We start from the raw sequence: 16,498 nt of genomic DNA, 5'->3' as shown, positions 1-16,498 counted from the left end.
TACTGTGTACAAAAAAAGCGAACTTTTCAGTTCGCTTTTTTTGTGTGTTTTAGTGACTTATTTTATAACTGCTGAACGAATTATAGACTCCAGTTCAAACATATAATCACGTTTGTTTACAGAAGGTGCAAATACATAGCCTTCAATAACTAAATAACGGTTATTAACTTTATCTTCAATAGCATAATTAATAAACGGACCAGACATAAAATCGTTTTCTAACTCCCAAATTCCTTTGGTTTCAATAGTTGGTTTATTATCAATTATCGTTTTAAAAATGAATGGCGCATAAGCATCTTCGGTAATCATATACGAGCCTTCTAATCGCCCTTCAATATGCTGTTTTCCTATAGCATTTCTCATGTTTACAACATCCACAACCAAACTATCACCTTGTCTTAAACTATTTAGTGGTACTTCATATACCATAATATCCATAGTTCCGGTTCTAATATCTTTTCTTAACCAGAAAAAATCTTCATCTGCTTTTGCTATCCTGTATGCAGAAGACAACTTAATTGAAACACCTAATTTATCTTTTAAAGCAGAGACATCAAACAACGATAAACTCATACGACGTTGTTTTTCTTTAATTTCTTCCTTTTTAAAAGCATCAACAATTTTTTCGGCATTAGCTGTAAGTTCTGCTTTAATTTCAGTAGCATTTTTTCCCGAAACCGTAATTACCGTTTGTGGTTTTGCATATACATTTCGTGTAATATTAGTTGCTGCAGATTTGCCGTTTTCTATTTTTAAAATGGTTCTGTTTTTGGTTGTAAAATCAGAAAACACTTGAGGTGGCATTTGACTTATTGAAAATAACGCTTCGTCTTGCGCTAAACCTTCAACAGAAGCCGCTAAAATATCCCTTATTGTTTCTCCTACACTATCTTGCCAAAGCATATTATCAACCACTACGGTTAAGTTATTTATGTTTCCAGAAGAACTAGACACATAGCGTTTGTTTTCTGAGCCATCAGATTTACAGCTTACAAAACAGAGACTTATTACAAATAAAAGAGCTAATTTTTTCATGAATTTTACTTTTCGGTTAGTTGGAAACAACAAGCGTCGTTCCTATTTTTAGTTTTGTACCACTAATACCGTTCCAATCTTTAATATTTTGAACAGAAACTCCTGGAAATTTTTGTGCTATAGTCCATAATGAATCACCACTTTCTACTTTATACGTTTTTTTTCCTTTAACATCTACTGTTTTTGGTGCTGTTTTTTTAGCACTAGAACTTGACGATACTGCGGTTCCTCCTTTTGGATAAATGGTTAAACGTTGTCCTATTTTTAGATTATTACTTCGTAATCCATTCCATTTTTTTATCTCACTTACTCTCACTCCAAATTTTCGAGCAATTTTACCTAAATAATCACCACTTCTTACACGGTAACGTGTACGTGTTTGATTATCAAAAAACTGAGGTAATGGTTTTTCACGTTTATCAAATTCAGCTTTAGCGTAAGCATAAATTTCTGTTTCGTTGGTTACAAAGGTCCCTACAGCTTCTCTTGGTAGTCTTAAATAGTAGTTTTTTCCTTTTATATACGGAATGACATCTAACTTATAAGACGGATTTAAAAACTGTAATTCTTCAATTGGCACATCGGTAGCTTCCGAAACTTGATCTAGAGTAATCATTTGTTTTACTCTAATAGTATCTGTTTCTACATACTGAAATTTTGGACGTTCGGGTTTGAATCCATGATCTTCAGCAAATTCAAAAATATACATAGTTGCTAAAAAAGCAGGAACATATCCCGCTGTTTCACGTGGAAGATTATGACGAATATTCCAATAGTTTACGCTACCTCCCGAACGACGGATGGCTTTTGAAACATTTCCTGGACCAGAATTATAGGCGGCTAAAGCTAAATCCCAATCGCCAAAAATTCTATATAATTCAGAGAGATAAACGGCGGCTGTTTTGGTAGATTTTATAGGATCACTACGTTCATCAACATAACTACTTACATCTAAACCGTACTGTTTTCCGGTTGCAAACATAAATTGCCAAAGCCCAGTTGCACCAACACGAGATCTTGCTTTAGGTTTTAAAGCCGATTCTACAATGGCAAGATATTTCATCTCTAATGGCACATCATAGCTATCTAATTCTTGTTCAAACATTGGAAAATAATAATGGCTTAATCCCATTAAGCGTTCCATTGATCTTCTACGGTGTTTTAAGAAATTTTTAATCACACTTTCTAATGCAGGATTATACTCTACATTAAAAGGTGTTCTTGCATTTAATCGCTCTAGTCGTGCTTTTAAAGTATCGGTAGATAACTCAGGATAGTCTACTTTTTTATATTTTAACTCTTCAACTGTTTTATAAATGGTATCAAAAAGTGAAGTACTATAAAGTTCTTCTAACCATTTTTCATCAAGCTCTGCAGCTTGTTTGTGGTCTTCTAATGCTTTTATAGATAGAGAATCTAAAACCACTGGAATTGGTTTTAAAGTTTCATCAGCACCATCTAAAATAGAATCTGTAGTTTTTGTTTCAGGAGGAGTTACCGGTGTTGTAATGCTATCTTTTTCTTGCGTTACAGGAACTTCTTCTTGCGCATACGAAAAACAAGTTAAAAGTAAGGCACTAAATAAGAGGGTATTAAATTTTAGCTTCATCATTAATATATTTATCCATTTGGGATAGTGTGCTAAAATCGGGCTTTTTTAGGGCAAAAAAAAACTAAGACCTTGTTTTTAACAGCTCCTTTTAAAAATTATAGTTTAACTTTAATAAAATTCTTCTTCCTAATGTGTATTTTGAATTTTCAATTAACACTAAAGGAGATTGATAAACACTAGAATTTACTTTTGAAGAAAGTGCATTAATTCCTACAACCGAAAAGTCTAGTGATTTTATTTTATTTGTAAATCTCAATTCAAAATTAAGTGTATTAAATGCTTTTTGGTTTTCAAATTTAGAATGTGTATAAGACATATTAGCATAATATTGTTTAAAAAAACTATGTTGAATTTTAAACTTGTAACCAATGTTTTTAGTTCTCGTTTTAACATCTTTATTTTTTTGCTGATACGCTTTTAAATATGGCGTAAACGATAATTCGGGTAGCGATTTAAAAGTTGTTTTTATTTTAGGAAACACACTTATTTTATCACTTATAATTTCTTGTAAATCAGTTATTATAAGATTTTGTTTTGTTTTTGAAAGGTTAACATCAATACCAACTTCAAAATTTTTAAATAAATAAAAAAAGCTATTTCTAGTACTGAAACCTATGCGTTGATTATCTATTAATATTGGTGTTGAAAATAAATTAATTCCATCAAAAATATAATCGCTATAAGATAGTGAAAGTGCGTGTGCAATAGCCTTACCTAAATTTGGGTTTCCTTTAAAAACACTGTTGTAACTACTAATTTGTGTATAATTATCTAATTGCGACCTAGATGGTAAATTAATTCGCTTATTATAACTTATACTAAATTTTTTTTTATCGTTTACAGAATACTGTACATATAGAAAAGGGTTGAAAGCTGTTATAAAATTGTTGTTTTTAGTAATTGCATTTTTAAAACGCCAATCAACCATACTTAATTTGGCACCAAAATTAGCCTCCCATTGGTTTTTAAAATAGCTATATGAAAATTGAGGCACAATTTTTACAGTATTTAATTGAGTATCTGAATTAAATGAATCCCCAAAACTGTTTTGAGAATTATCATCTAAAACTTGAGCTTGATTGTTTACTGCATTTTCATAATCATAGCCTAAACCTAATGAAAATAAAAGAACATGATGTTTATTAATTGTGTAATAATATTGTGCAGCAGCTATAGCTTTTGCCTTCTCGATGTTTTCTTTATGCCCAACTCTATATGCGTCTTGGTTTAACCAATTAATTTGATCTTCTAAAAAAATTAAATCACTGTTTAAGTTTAAATCATTTTTGTCTTTTTTATAATCTAAATTCACCCCATACACAAGGTTAGAAGCTTTATTTATACGTTTTGTTTCCTCAAATATCACACTAGAGTTTATAATGGTTTCATCATTAGAGGTGTTTATATTTTTGTTTCCAAAATCACTTTCTGAGATGATAGATTCTATTGCTTCTGGTTTTTTTACAGAAAAATGAAAAGAAAATAATCGCTCTTTTTTTGACATAAACATATCATTTTTAAGTCTAAAAAAAAGAGCATCAGAAGTCTTTTCTTTTAACATAAAACGGTTTTCTAACGAAAAATTTTCTAAGTTTTCACGTCGTTCCTTTTCTTCTTCAGTAGTACTTACTTATTATAATAGCTTAAAAAATCCCATGTAGAATTGGTTTTAGTTCTTTTAAAATTCACTGTTGCCAATTGGTTTTTTACTTCCGAAAAATCGGTGTCATTAATCATATAATTTACAGGAACATCTGCGGTATCAAATAATGAAGAATTAACATTTAAAAAGGTACTAGAATCTGAAGTACTTATGCCATTTTCGGCAATATTGTTAACATCTAAAATGGCATTATTTTGTTGTTTCTTTTTAAACTGAAACAACGCCGCATGTAGCTTATAAAACTCATTAAAATCTGTAGCTGCTTCGGCATTACCAAAAACAATGTTTTTTTTATCTTCTTTTAATATCAAATTGATAACCTGATCATTGGTGCGTCTGCTATTTTTTAAAATTTTTGATTTGCTATAATTTGCTATTATTTCAAGTTTTTCAATAGCATCGGCAGGAATATTATCTAAACCAAGTTTGGTTGAACCACCAAAAAACTCTTCGTTTTCTACTAATAGTTTAGAAACTACTTTGCCTTTAAAATATAAAACACCATCATCTTGAATGGTTAATCCAGGGAGTTTTTCTACTAAATCTTTTAATTTTCGGTCACTGGGATCTATGAATTTTAAGATATTAAAAGATGTGGTATCATTTTTAATTTTAACTTTTGGTCTTTCGTGAGTAATAACTATTTCTTCTAAGCTGTTTTTAGCTGGTGCTAATACAAGTTGTATTTTGTTCTGTTTTTGTGGATTAAAATCAAAAATCGAGTCGTTAAAACTTAAATGTTGTGTTTTAAATTTATAGCTATAAACTGTATCTAATTCTACTAAAAAAGCGCCTTTGTGGTCTGACACCAATAGCTGCTCAATAGTATTTGCTGTTTGAGATTTAGAAACACTTATTACAACACCTTCAACCAATTCTCCATTAGTGGATAACACATTTCCTTGATATTGTGTTTGAGCAACACAGAGGTTACAAAATAAAAAAAAGAATATTAATTGCGTTATTTTCATACCTTTTAACAGAAAACAAAAAGACATTGTTTAATACTGAAACAATGCCTTTTCATTAAAATAGTTTTTTAATTAATTACCTCTCGAAATCCTTTTGGCTTGTTGTCTATAATCAAACCTGTTTTTAATAAACTCCGCTCCAGTAATTGGTTTTATAGTAGTTTTTAATGGTGTTATCCTATTATCATACTCATGGGTAAATGCAATTTTTTCGGCAGTATATCTTACATTTTCAACATTAAGCTCAATAATAAGCCCAGGTAAGCCGTTATAATGTAATGGACCATAGGGTAAAGGTATTTGTGTAGTAAACCAAGCATTAGCATCTTCTTTTTCACTAAACTCCCACCATAAACCACTTGGTTTATATTGTGCATAATAACACTTATAACCGTCTATTATTTTGGTTTTACTCAAATCTATATCCCAATTATCTGTGGTTTTAATTTCGATATTTAAATCCTGTAACCAATACTTAACTAGTATATTACTTGTTTTTGTTTGGGCATTATAATAATAATCTGCTTGTCCACTAACTTTATTTAGTGCAGAAAATTCTTTATTTCCACCAACTTGATATTCTTTAAGCCTAAAAGAGTTGCTCTTGTAGGTTTTAAAAACCACACCAAGCTCTATACCGTTTATTAAGCTATCTGTTTTTAAACTCTCTGCATATATATCTGGAGAATCACGAATATACTCTTCATCATAATAACCATAGCCCTCAGTTAAAGACACCTTATAAATAACAAAGCCATCTGTATTTGTTTGGCAAAATGCCAATTGAGATACAAAAACAAGTAATATTAGTAGTTTTTTCATAATTATAGTCCTGTTCCTATTGTTGTTTTTGGTGATTCTTCCAAGCCTCCAACACAATTATTATCTGACATACACTTATTATACCTTTTATTCCAAGTATATACAGACTCTCCCTTTTTTGCTTTTGCATCAGAATATCCTTTACAATAATAACCTGTATTACCGCAATTAAAAAAAAGCTCAGCCTCCTCTACATTTACATCTTTTGGTGATAAGAAAAATGAAGCTAACACAAACGTAATAGATAAATTTTCATAATTAAAATATTTAATGATTAATAATACCCACAAGAAAGAAAGAATAACAAAAACAAATTATTACACAATAATTTTTAACAATTTAACATAAAAAAATTACTAATATTAAATAATAATCATTTTTATAGCTAAAAACCTACATTATTAATAAAAAAACTAAGACCTTGTTTTTAACACAAAGTCTTAGTTATTATATAAAATTGATATGTAATTATACAAATAGAATTACGCTAAAATAGCTGCAATACCTGGTAATGTTTTTCCTTCCAAACTTTCAAGCATTGCACCACCACCTGTACTCACGTAGCTCACTTTGTTTTCAAATCCAAACTGTTTTACAGCTGCCACCGAGTCTCCTCCTCCAACTAGAGAAAAAGCACCGTTTTTAGTAGCTTCAGCAATTGAGTTTCCTAAAGCAATAGTTCCTCCAGCAAAACTTTCCATTTCAAAAACACCTAATGGTCCGTTCCAAAGAATGGTTTTACATTGCATTACTACATCATGAAATTGCGCTCTAGATTTTGGTCCGGCATCAACACCTTCCCAACCGTCAGGAATTTCATTAATATCTACTGTTTGCGTATTAGCATCGTTACTAAAATCGTCTGCAGCAATAGTATCAACAGGAATATGAACTTGTACGTTTTTGGCTTTAGCTAGTTTTAAAATCTCTAATGCTAATGGCATTTTATCATCTTCACAAATAGAGTTTCCTATTTTTCCTCCTTGAGCTTTTACAAAAGTAAATGCCATACCACCACCAATAATTAGGTGATCTACTTTATCAAGAATATTTTCGATAATGGTGATTTTTGAAGATACTTTTGCACCTCCAAGAATTGCTAAAATAGGTTTTTCGCCTGTTTTCATTACCTTATCTATACTTTCAATTTCTTGAGCTAATAATTTCCCAAAGCATTTTGCACCTTCAAAAAAATCGGCAACAATAGTTGTTGAGGCGTGTGCACGATGCGCTGTACCAAAAGCATCATTTACATAAATATCTCCTAGCTTAGATAGTTTTTCGGCGAAAGCCTTATCGCCTTTAGTTTCTTCTTTATAAAAACGTAAATTTTCTAATAGTAAAATCTGACCTGGTTGTAGGTTTTCAGCAGCAGCTTCAACATCATTTCCTATACAATCAGACGCCATAATCACTTCAACACCTAAAACATCTTCAACCGTGTTTACAATATGTTTTAATGAAAACTCATCTTGAAAACCGTCTGGTCGTCCTAAATGAGACATTAAAATACAGCTTCCACCGTCTTCTAAAATTTTAATAATTGTAGGTTTTGCCGATACAATTCTGGTGTTATCTGTAACTTCAAACTTGTCATTTAAAGGCACGTTAAAATCTACACGAATTAGGGCTTTTTTATTTTTAAAATTAAAGTCGTTTACAGTTTTCATTTATTGTTATATTAGTATTGTTTTCACAAATATAATTAATTAAAACGCGGTATAAAATGTGTTTTTTTACGAAAACGTTTTCAAATGAAACATTTTTTTAGATTGAATTTTACCTATCACAAATTATAAAAATGCTTTTTATTCATTCAGTTGAAAAAAATCGATAGTTTTGCTTTATGCTATTTTCAGAAATTTTAGGACAAGAACACTTAAAAAGCCATTTAACACAAAGTGTTGATAATGGCCGTATCTCACATGCACAATTATTTGTTGGACCAGAAGGTTCCGGTACATTACCCATGGCTATTGCTTACGCACAATATATTTTGTGTAGTAATACTAATGGCGAAAACACAAACGGTACCGACACTTGTAACCTAAGATTTGATAATTTATCGCATCCCGATTTGCATTTTGCTTTTCCGGTTGCAGGTAATGATAAGGTGAAAAAACATCCTGTATCGTCTTTTTTTATGGAAGAATGGCGACAATTAATTAAAGAACAACCTTACGGAAATCTTTTTGACTGGTTTAAAATTCTTGGTGTTGATAATAAGCAAGGGCAAATTGGTGTTGATGAAGCGCATGATATTGTAAAATCATTAACCTTAAAATCTTACGAAGGTGGTTACAAAGTAATGTTGATTTGGATGGCTGAAAAAATGCATACTTCGGCTGCCAACAAACTTTTAAAGCTTATTGAAGAACCGCCAAGTAAAACCATTTTTTTACTTGTTGCCGAAGATGAAGGACAAATTATAAATACCATTAAATCTCGTTGTCAGGTTTTACATTTTCCGCCATTAGCCGAAAATGTAATTAAAGATGCCTTGATTGAAAATTATGAAATTAGCGAAGCTGAAGCTACAAAAATAGCGCATCAAGCTAACGGAAATTATAATAAAGCTTGTGATTTAGTATATCATGATACTGAAGATTCTCAGTTTGAAGAATGGTTTGTTTTTTGGGTGCGTAGTGCTTTTAAAGCTAAAGGAAATAAAGCCGCCATCCATGATTTAATTTCTTGGAGTGAAGATATTGCTAAAACAGGACGCGAAACTCAAAAGCAATTTTTACAGTTTTGTATTGATTTTTTCAGACAAGCGTTATTACTAAATTACAACGCCAATGAATTAGTGTTTATGGAACCCAAATCGGCAAGTTTTAAACTTGAAAATTTTGCACCTTTTATTCATGGTGGAAATATTATGGAAATTAGCGACGAGCTACAAACTGCCATTTATCATATTGAACGTAACGGAAATTCTAAAATTATTTTAACCGATTTATCTATTAAACTTACACGTTTACTTCATAAAAAATAACAGCTATTATGTTTGCTACCGAAATTTTACTTCTTATCTTTTTAATCATTACTTTTTTTCAATCTGGTCTCGATAAACTTTTAGATTGGAGCGGAAACGTCGCTTGGTTAAAAGGTCATTTTGCTAATACTTTTATAGGAAAAATAGTACCATTAAGTTTAGGCATTATTCTTATTTTAGAAATTATAGCTACTGTATTATGTATTGCAGGAATTTATAATCTAATCACTACAGGAGATAAAATGATGGCTTTTTACGCCGCTATAGTGTCTTCTTTTACACTTTTCTTTCTACTCTTAGGACAACGTATTGCAAAAGATTATGATGGTGCGCGTACCATTGTAATCTACTTTATTCCTACTATCTTTTTAGTATATGCGTTAACGCATTAAAAGACATAAAAAAAACCGAATTAACTTCTACAAATTATAGATAGCAATTCGGTTATTTAAGAATTTTCTTACGCTTTATTTCTACTCAAACGTATATGATGTTTTTACAACTTCGGTCGCTCTAAAATAGCCATAAGGATAATTATCTTCATCGGTTTCATTAATACAGTTACCACGTAATTGTGCTGCAGTTGAAGAAAATGGATTTCCGCCACTATAATATTGTTCAATTAATAATCGCATATAATTATAATAGGCTTCCGAAATCCCGTAAAGTTTTATCTCTACAGTATCACCTGCCACAAAAGCTTCTTCATCTCCATCGTCATCATCGTCTTTTTCATAAAAATTATGAATCTCATTTCCATCTAAAAATTTATCAGATAAATCTTCTAGATCTGCAAACAAATCTCCATCTTCAAAAAAGCTAAATAAGTAATAGTTATCCACACCAACCGGATCGTTAAAATAGACGTTAAGTTCTAATAATTCGTCATCAAAACCACCATCAACAGATTGTGTTAAACTGCTAATATCAACTACAGACATTAACGTTTCGGTAGCCGTATAAACTTCATTATTATACACTACTTCCAACTCGTAAGTATCATCAATTACAGGCACAAAAGTTGTTGTTGAATACGTCCCGTCATTTTGGTTGGCAAACACAAATTCTTCAGCAGTATTTGTATTGGTTACTTTTACCGTTGCTGTAGTTACCTGAGTTTCTGTAAGTGTATCAAAAAATGGCGTGGTTGTACTTAAAGTAATACTTTGCGCGTTTCCGGGAGTTCCTTTTTCCCAATCTAAAGACGCTTCAATCACCAATCTTGTTTGCGCAGTTGGCACATCAACATCAATTACATCTTCGCAAGCAGTTAAAAAAACTAGAGTAAAAAGCGCTAAGAGTTTTATATATATTTTCATAGAATTAAAATTTAAAATTATAAGCTACTGATGGAATTAAGCCGAAAATAGAAATTCTCGTTGCTTCATTAATTCCGGTATCACTATTTTGATTAAAGCTAACTGACGCTGCGTTTTTACGATTATACACATTATAAATTCCAAAAACCCATTCACCTTTCCAGCGGTTTTCTGGCTTGTGATTTGGCACATAAGTTGCCGAAATATCTAAACGATGATAAGCCGCTAAACGATCTTCATTACGATTAGAATAAGTTGCTACCGAAAGTCCTTCGTAAGTATATTGTCCGTTTGGATAGGTAACAGGACGTCCTGTTTGAAATACTAAATTAGAACTAAATCGCCATTTATCATTCAGCTTATAACTTCCTGTAATTGAAAAATCGTGAGTACGATCGTAAGCCGTATTGTACCAATCGCCATTATTAATTCCTGGTCCACCAGCATTTCCTCCCGGTGTGCGTTGTTCAGATTTTGAAAGCGTATAAGCAAACCAACCTGTAAATTTTCCTTTATTTTTCTTCAGAAGAACTTCTAATCCGTATGCTCTAGCTTCTCCGTTTAAAATTTCGGTTTCAATAGTATTATTTCCTATTAAGTCTGATCCATCAATATAATCAATACGATTATCAACGGTTTTAAAATAGGTTTCAACTTCTAAGCTAAACACATTATTTTTAAAGTTTTTATAATAACCTACCGCATATTGAGTAGCGCGTTGTGGCTTTACATATTGCCCGCTAGGTGTCCAAACATCCAATGGCGTTACCGAAGCGGTGTTAGATAATAAATGTAAATATTGGGTAGATTTTGTATAGCTTGCTTTTACCGAAGTTTGATCAGTAAGTTGATATGACAACCCTAAACGTGGCTCAAAATTATCGAAGGTTTTTATACTTTCTCCTTTGCTATATTCGGTTTCTGAAATTGCTTCTCCACGTTCGTAAATTTTTAATTGGTTATTATAAACTACGGGTTGATTGTTTAGATAATTTGTCATGTTTTGTCCGCCTAATCTAGAAAATTTACTGTATCTAATTCCGTATTGAGCAGTCAATTTATCGGTGATTTTATGTTCGGCACTGGCGTAAATCCCACCTTCAAAAGCACGTTTTTCATCTAATTTTAAATAATTAACTGGAGACGTTTCAGAAGTAGGCGTTATTTCACCTGGGTTTAAATTATAACTGATACCGCTAATTCCAAAATCTAAATCTACCTTATCATTCAAGTAATATTTTAAATCATATTTTAGATTGTAATTTTTAATATCTGCCACCCAATCCAACTCAATAAAATCGAGTTCAATTTGATAATCATACTTGCTATAAATTAATGATAAGTTAGAAAACAGTTTATCATTAAACACATGATTCCAACGTAAGTTTGCTGTCGCATTTCCGTAGCTATTTTTTATAATTTTATTTAAATTGAATACATCACGACCAAAGTATCCTGAGAGATAAATGCGATTATCTTTATTTATTTCGTAATTAGTTTTTAAGTTTAAATCGTAAAAAGAGACTTTATCATCTTTTAAATCTTCCATACCTTTCATAAATAAATGCGCGTAAGATGTTCTTCCGGCAATTAAAAATGAGCCTTTTTCCTTAAAAAGAGGCGCTTCTAAGGTTAATCTACTTGAAATTAACCCTACACCTCCAGAGGCACTAAACTGTTTGCTATTTCCATCTTTTTGACGCACATCTAAAACTGAAGATACACGACCACCAAATTTTGCAGGAATATCACCTTTGTATAATTTGATATCCTTAATGGCATCGGCATTAAATACCGAAAAGAATCCGAAAAAATGTGAGGTGTTATAAATGATAGCTTCATCTAAAAGTACTAAATTTTGATCGGCAGCACCACCTCTAACATTAAAACCAGACGACCCTTCACCGTTGTTTGTAACCCCCGGTAACATCTGTATAGACTTAATTACGTCTACTTCTCCTAAAACAGCAGGCATTTGTTTAATTGTAGAAGTATTAAGCTTAGAGACGCTCATTTGAGGTTTCTTTATACTTACCTGTTCTGATTCTTGTGCAACAATAACCACTTCGTTTAATTGGTTGGAAGCTTCGGTCATTTCAAAATTTAAAGTTTGATCTGAAGTCAGCTGTAATTCCTTTGTAAAGGTTTCATAACCTAAATAAGAAACAATAATTGTGTAAGATCCTTCGGTCGCTGATAACGAATAAAAACCATACTCATTAGTTACCGCACCGTTAGAAGTTCCTTTTAAAAAAACAGTGGCGCCTAATAAGGTTTCACCATTACTAACATCTTTGATTGTACCACGAATACTATAGCTATTTTGAGCCATTAGTACTGAGCAGAAACAAAGAGAGAACATTAAAAAAATGTGTTTCATAAAATTATTTACTTTTTTGATTGATTATAGTATAGACGATTTTATGAATCATCTGTTACACAATACTAACGTTAATTATTTTTAAATATTAGAAAGCGTCAAAAAAATAACATAAAGATCAACTCAAAATAAAGCACAAAAAAAGCCAACTTTTAAAAGTTGGCTTTTCATATAATATATTGATTACTTATTTTTTCTCGTAAGCTGCATTTAAAGCTTCAGTAATTTCTTTAGAAAGATTGTTTTCTTCTTTTCCGTAAAGTACACTAGCTGCATTTTCACTTGTACCTAAGATATAAGTGTAACCGTTAGTTTTCCCATAATCTTGTACAAATCCTTTTACTTTTACAATTACAGAATCAATATCTGCTTGAAAAGATTGTTGCATCTCTTGTTGTTCAGATTGAATTTTTTGAGATAACATTTGTTCTTTTTGTTGAATTTGTTGAGACAACTCTTGCAATTTAGCTTGAGACATTCTTTGCGCTTTCACCTGAGCTTCTTTTAACTCTAATTGGTAAGCAGCAATCATACTATCTCTTCTCTTTTGAAAAACAACATCTTTTTCTTTGTATGTTTCTTCTAAATCAATTTTTGCTTGGTATGCATTGATCACTTCTCCGTTATCAATAAATCCAATTTTTTGTTGTTCTTGACAAGATGTAAAACCTATCGCCATTAAAACTACTAATCCTAAATATTTCATTGTTTTGGTTTTTGTTATTTTTTTTGCAAATGTATAAAAGTTGTAGACTTTTTATTAAAATATTTTATTCATTGATAAAACTAATTAAAAATAGGCTAATTATAATTTCAACCTATTAAAAACGACTCGTTTTAAAGCGGTTTTAAGCGCGTTTTAAAAAAAGTTAATATTATTACGCGTTTATAAGTCTAAAAACCTAATTACGCTTGTTAAAATTAGTTTTCCCTGTTTTTTATGGTGTAAATAAGTGAAGAATACTCTCCTTCCCTACGCGCTTTCCTGTTTGACTTAAAACCGATGAAAAATGCTTTTATATAATTCATTTTTCCTGTTTTATATTTTTCAGAAAGCAAACTCACATAATATGCATCAAATGGCATCGGAAAAATTTTAACGACTTCCATCGTTTCTCTTCCCACTAATTTTGAAATTGATGTTTTTGAAAAATGCCATAAATGTCTTGGTACATCATAAGCTGCCCAAAAATTTTTGTAATACTGCGCATCATAACTTTTATAATTAGGAACAGCAATAATTAAAGTTCCGTTTGGTTTTAAAAGTTTTTTAAATGTTGAAATTTGCAGTTCTAAATTTGGCAAATGTTCTAATACATGCCAAAGTGTAATGACATCAAAACTCTCTGGCTTAAATTGAGAAAGCTTATCAATATCAAATACTGCATTATTAGTTTTTGAATTGGCTATTTTTCTAGCAGCTTCATTTGGCTCTACTCCCGAAACTTTCCAATCGTGTTGTTTTACAAATTGTAAAAAATCACCTGTACCACATCCAATATCTAGAAGATTTTTATCTTCTGAAGTAAACGAATTAATTAATCTTAGTTTTCGTTTTAACGACATTGAGCGCACCACATGATATGCTTTTTCAAACAGATTACGTTTGGTATCGGTATGCGAAATATAATCTTCACTTTTATAATATTCGGGTAGCTTACTTAAAGATGGCATCGGAAATGTTTCGAGCATCTGTAAATCTTCGTTATACTGTAACTGAAATTCTTCACCAGAAACCGAATAATCTTTAAGTGTAATATGTATGTTTTTTGAATTCATTTATGTTTTGTTCCACGTGGAACAACTTTAAATTATCGTCCCATATAAACTAAAAGTACAGAAACATCACTTGGAGAAACTCCACTAATTCTTGACGCCTGAGATATAGTTACCGGTCTAATTTTATTTAGTTTTTCACGTGCTTCAAAACTCATTGACTTAAGTATTGAATAATCAAAATCTTTAGGGATCTTAATATTCTCTAAACGGTTTAGTTTATCGGCATTGTTTTTTTCTTTGTCAATATATCCAGAATATTTTACCTGAATTTCGGCTTGCTCAATCACCTCTTTATCTAGATCGTGTTCTTGAATAAAAGCTTCAACACTTTCAATCTTTCTTACATCTTCCATTCCAATATTTGGCCTAGAAAAAATCTTAAATAATTTCCCTGATTGTTTTACTAGAGCAGAATCTTTAGATTCTAAAATAGGGTTAATATCATCTAACGATACACTAGTGTCTTTAAAAAACTTAACAAACTGAGAAGACATTTTAAACTTCTCTTCCATTCTCTTTAATCGTTTTTCGCTAGCTAAACCTAATTCAAATCCTTTTGGCGTTAATCTAAAATCTGCATTATCTTGTCTTAACAACGTACGATACTCTGCACGCGATGTAAACATTCTATAAGGTTCTTCTGTTCCTTTAGTAATTAAATCATCAATTAAAACACCTATGTAAGCTTCACTTCTAGTTAAAATAAAAGGCTCGCGTTCTTGTACTTTTAATGCGGCATTTATACCAGCCATTAAACCTTGAGAAGCAGCTTCTTCATAACCTGTAGTTCCGTTAATTTGACCTGCAAAATATAACCCTTCTATAAGTTTAGTTTCTAATGTATGCTGTAATTGTGTTGGCGGAAAATAATCATACTCGATAGCATAACCTGGTCTAAAAAACTTAACCCCTTCAAAACCTACAACTGATCGTAATGCTTTAAATTGAACATCTTCTGGAAGTGATGTCGAGAATCCATTAACATAGAATTCGCAAGTTTTCCAACCTTCTGGTTCAACAAATAATTGATGTCTATCTTTATCTGCAAAACGATTAATTTTATCTTCAATAGACGGACAATATCTTGGACCCGTACTTTGAATACGACCATTAAACATTGGTGATCTATCAAACCCTTCACGAAGCAAATCATGCACTTCATTACTTGTATAAGATAAGTAACAATCGCGTTGTTTGGTTAATGGTTTTGTTTCATCTGAATAAGAGAATTTTTCTGGAACAGCATCACCAGGTTGCACAGTCATTTTAGAGAAATCTAACGATCGTCCATCCACTCGCGGAGGCGTTCCTGTTTTCATTCTACCAGACTCAAAACCTAACTCAACGAGTTGTTCTGTAATTCCTGTTGCGGCACCTTCACCTGCACGACCACCACCAAAGTTTTTATCTCCAATATGAATCAATCCATTTAAAAAAGTCCCATTAGTAAGGATCACTGATTTTGCTCTTACCTCTACTCCTAAAGATGTTTTTACTCCAACAACTTTATGATCTTCTACAATTAAACCACGAACCATTTCTTGATAGAAATCTAAATTCTCGGTACCTTCTAACATCATTCTCCAGTCTTCAGCAAAACGCATACGGTCACTTTGCACACGCGGACTCCACATGGCTGGACCTTTAGATTTGTTAAGCATTTTAAATTGAATAGCAGACGTATCACTAACAATACCACTGTAACCACCAAGCGCATCAATCTCTCTAACAATTTGCCCTTTTGCAATACCTCCCATCGCTGGGTTGCACGACATTTGCGCAATGTTTTGAAGACTCATGGTAATAAGTAAGGTTTTACTTCCCATGTTTGCGGCGGCGGCGGCGGCTTCACTTCCTGCATGACCAGCTCCTACTACAATAACATCGTATGTATCTTGAAATAAACTCATAATTGTTCCACG

The 16,498-nt window shown here is 31.7% G+C and carries 14 protein-coding genes; 2 read left to right on the top strand and 12 right to left on the bottom strand.

Annotated elements, in window-relative coordinates:
- Positions 1 to 57 precede the first annotated feature (57 nt).
- The 7 genes from ACU4C5_RS05335 to ACU4C5_RS05305 form a co-directional block, all read right to left on the bottom strand.
- On the bottom strand, positions 58 to 1,035 hold the full coding sequence (locus ACU4C5_RS05335; RefSeq protein WP_446846018.1) for a DUF4837 family protein: 978 nt from the start codon (positions 1,033 to 1,035) through the stop codon (positions 58 to 60).
- Between the two features lie 16 nt (positions 1,036 to 1,051).
- A complete protein-coding gene (locus ACU4C5_RS05330) occupies positions 1,052 to 2,644 on the bottom strand; it encodes a LysM peptidoglycan-binding domain-containing protein (protein WP_446846431.1) in 1,593 nt (530 codons plus the stop codon).
- Between the two features lie 91 nt (positions 2,645 to 2,735).
- Complete coding sequence (locus ACU4C5_RS05325) at positions 2,736 to 4,151, bottom strand: outer membrane beta-barrel protein (protein WP_446846017.1); 1,416 nt, start codon at positions 4,149 to 4,151, stop codon at positions 2,736 to 2,738.
- A 122-nt stretch (positions 4,152 to 4,273) separates the two neighbouring features.
- On the bottom strand, positions 4,274 to 5,281 hold the full coding sequence (locus tag ACU4C5_RS05320; protein WP_446846016.1) for a TonB-dependent receptor: 1,008 nt from the start codon (positions 5,279 to 5,281) through the stop codon (positions 4,274 to 4,276).
- A 72-nt stretch (positions 5,282 to 5,353) separates the two neighbouring features.
- Positions 5,354 to 6,103 (bottom strand): GLPGLI family protein, encoded by a 750-nt coding sequence (locus ACU4C5_RS05315; protein WP_446846015.1) that lies wholly within the window; start codon positions 6,101 to 6,103, stop codon positions 5,354 to 5,356.
- Between the two features lie 2 nt (positions 6,104 to 6,105).
- On the bottom strand, positions 6,106 to 6,393 hold the full coding sequence (locus tag ACU4C5_RS05310) for a hypothetical protein (RefSeq protein WP_446846014.1): 288 nt from the start codon (positions 6,391 to 6,393) through the stop codon (positions 6,106 to 6,108).
- 192 nt (positions 6,394 to 6,585) lie between these two features.
- On the bottom strand, positions 6,586 to 7,773 hold the full coding sequence (locus ACU4C5_RS05305; protein ID WP_446846013.1) for a phosphoglycerate kinase: 1,188 nt from the start codon (positions 7,771 to 7,773) through the stop codon (positions 6,586 to 6,588).
- A 176-nt stretch (positions 7,774 to 7,949) separates the two neighbouring features.
- On the opposite strand from ACU4C5_RS05305, the gene ACU4C5_RS05300 reads away from it, so the two are divergent.
- Positions 7,950 to 9,098 carry a DNA polymerase III subunit gene (locus ACU4C5_RS05300; protein WP_446846012.1) on the top strand — a complete coding sequence of 383 codons (1,149 nt, stop codon included), beginning with the start codon at positions 7,950 to 7,952 and terminating at the stop codon, positions 9,096 to 9,098.
- 8 nt (positions 9,099 to 9,106) lie between these two features.
- Entirely contained in the window at positions 9,107 to 9,490 is a 384-nt protein-coding gene (locus tag ACU4C5_RS05295; protein ID WP_446846011.1) for a DoxX family protein, read from the top strand.
- Positions 9,491 to 9,571: 81 nt separating this feature from the next.
- Here the strand turns inward: ACU4C5_RS05295 and ACU4C5_RS05290 are convergent, their stop codons facing one another.
- The 5 genes from ACU4C5_RS05290 to mnmG form a co-directional block, all read right to left on the bottom strand.
- Entirely contained in the window at positions 9,572 to 10,417 is an 846-nt protein-coding gene (locus ACU4C5_RS05290; protein WP_446846010.1) for a DUF4249 domain-containing protein, read from the bottom strand.
- 4 nt (positions 10,418 to 10,421) lie between these two features.
- On the bottom strand, positions 10,422 to 12,797 hold the full coding sequence (locus ACU4C5_RS05285) for a TonB-dependent receptor (RefSeq protein ID WP_446846009.1): 2,376 nt from the start codon (positions 12,795 to 12,797) through the stop codon (positions 10,422 to 10,424).
- Positions 12,798 to 12,984: 187 nt separating this feature from the next.
- Entirely contained in the window at positions 12,985 to 13,503 is a 519-nt protein-coding gene (locus tag ACU4C5_RS05280) for an OmpH/Skp family outer membrane protein (protein ID WP_446846008.1), read from the bottom strand.
- A gap of 215 nt (positions 13,504 to 13,718) precedes the next feature.
- The gene (locus ACU4C5_RS05275) at positions 13,719 to 14,576 is read right to left on the bottom strand and encodes a class I SAM-dependent methyltransferase (RefSeq protein WP_446846007.1); all 858 of its coding nucleotides are present in this window, start codon (positions 14,574 to 14,576) and stop codon (positions 13,719 to 13,721) included.
- Positions 14,577 to 14,608: 32 nt separating this feature from the next.
- Complete coding sequence (gene mnmG, locus ACU4C5_RS05270) at positions 14,609 to 16,486, bottom strand: tRNA uridine-5-carboxymethylaminomethyl(34) synthesis enzyme MnmG (RefSeq protein ID WP_446846006.1); 1,878 nt, start codon at positions 16,484 to 16,486, stop codon at positions 14,609 to 14,611.
- Positions 16,487 to 16,498 lie beyond the last annotated feature (12 nt).

This window comes from Lacinutrix undariae, assembly GCF_052934785.1.
Note: the sequence above shows the minus strand (reverse complement) of the source record. Positions and strands in the feature narration are given on the sequence as shown.